The following is a 1,685-nucleotide window of genomic DNA, read 5'->3' as shown; positions in this document are numbered from 1 at the left end:
CGCTGGCACGGGCAAGGATGGCCGCATCACCAAGGGCGACGTGCTGGCCGCGACCTCGGCTCCGGCCGCCGSGCCTGCCGCCAAGGCCGCTCCGGCTCCGGCCGCCGCCAGGCCGGCGCTGCAGCAGGTTTCCGCCCCGGTGGACTTCGCCGCATTGGGCGACCGTCCGGAAGAGCGTGTGCCGATGAGTCGCCTGCGCGCCCGTATTGCCGAGCGCCTGCTGCAATCGCAATCCACCAACGCCATCCTCACCACCTTCAATGAAGTGAACATGAAGCCGGTGATGGACCTGCGCGCCAAATACAAGGACCGCTTCGAGAAGGAACACGGYGTCAAGCTGGGTTTCATGTCCTTCTTCGTCAAGGCCGCGGTGCATGCGCTGAAGAAGTTCCCGCTGATCAACGCTTCGATCGACGGCAATGACATCGTCTACCACGGCTATTTCGACATCGGTATCGCGGTGGGCTCGCCGCGCGGCCTGGTGGTGCCCATCCTGCGCAACGCAGACCAGATGAGCCTGGCGGACATCGAGAAGAAGATCGCCGAATTCGGCGTGAAGGCCCGTGACGGCAAGCTGTCCCTGGAAGAGCTGACCGGCGGTACGTTCTCGATCTCCAATGGCGGCACCTTCGGTTCGATGCTGTCGACCCCGATCATCAACCCCCCGCAGTCGGCCATCCTGGGCGTGCACGCCACCAAGGACCGCGCGGTGGTGGAAGACGGCCAGATCGTGATCCGTCCGATGAACTACCTCGCCATGTCCTACGACCACCGCATCATCGACGGCCGGGAAGCCGTCCTGGGCCTGGTCGCCATGAAGGATGCGCTGGAAGATCCGGCCCGCCTGCTGCTGGACCTGTAATCATCCGCATTGACTGAGGTCTTGCCCGCCATGCCCGCAGATATACGCGGCGCGGGCGGGCATGACGGACCGAAGAGTTGAAGGCGGCCTGGCGGGCGATGTTGCCCCGGCCCGGGCTGCAAAAGGAATCTCCATGAGCAAACAATTCGACGTGCTGGTCATCGGTGCCGGCCCCGGCGGCTACATCGCCGCCATCCGTGCCGGCCAGCTGGGCCTGAACGTGGCCTGCTGCGAAGGCAATGCCTACGACGATCCCAAGGACGAACCGCGCCTGGGAGGCACCTGCCTGAACGTGGGTTGCATCCCCTCCAAGGCAATGCTGGCCTCMTCGGAAGAATTCGAGAACGTGCAGCATCACCTGGGCGACCACGGCATCACGGTTGGCGACGTCAAGGTCGACGTGGCCAAGATGCTCAAGCGCAAGGACGATATCGTCGGCAAGATGACCAAGGGCATCGAGTTCCTGTTCCGCAAGAACAAGGTCACGCTGCTCAAGGGCTACGGCAAGTTCGTCGGCAAGACCGCCGAGGGCTTCCAGGTCGAGATCGCCGGCAAGGCCGGCGCCGAAGTCGTGACGGCCAAGCAGGTCATCATCGCCACGGGCTCCAAGGCGCGTCACCTGCCGGGCGTCGCGGTGGACAACGTGCTGGTCAGCGATAACGAAGGCGCGCTCAAGTTCTCCGGCGTGCCGAAGAAGCTGGGTGTGATCGGTGCCGGCGTGATCGGCCTCGAGCTGGGTTCGGTATGGCGCCGCCTGGGTGCCGAAGTCACCGTGCTGGAAGCGCTGCCGGCCTTCCTGGGCGCCGCCGACGAAGGCGTGGCG

2 protein-coding genes are annotated in these 1,685 nt (G+C 65.1%); both read left to right on the top strand.

Annotation, left to right across the window (positions count from 1 at the left end; genetic code table 11):
• The coding region (odhB, locus tag AC1DKD_RS41095) for a 2-oxoglutarate dehydrogenase complex dihydrolipoyllysine-residue succinyltransferase (protein ID WP_477144731.1) at nt 1-862 on the top strand (862 nt) is incomplete at its 5' end.
• 133 nt (nt 863-995) lie between these two features.
• On the top strand, nt 996-1,685 hold a 690-nt coding region (locus AC1DKD_RS41090; protein WP_477144730.1), incomplete at its 3' end, for an FAD-dependent oxidoreductase.

This window comes from Cupriavidus sp. 05T313 (assembly GCF_056396665.1).
Note: the sequence above shows the minus strand (reverse complement) of the source record. Positions and strands in the feature narration are given on the sequence as shown.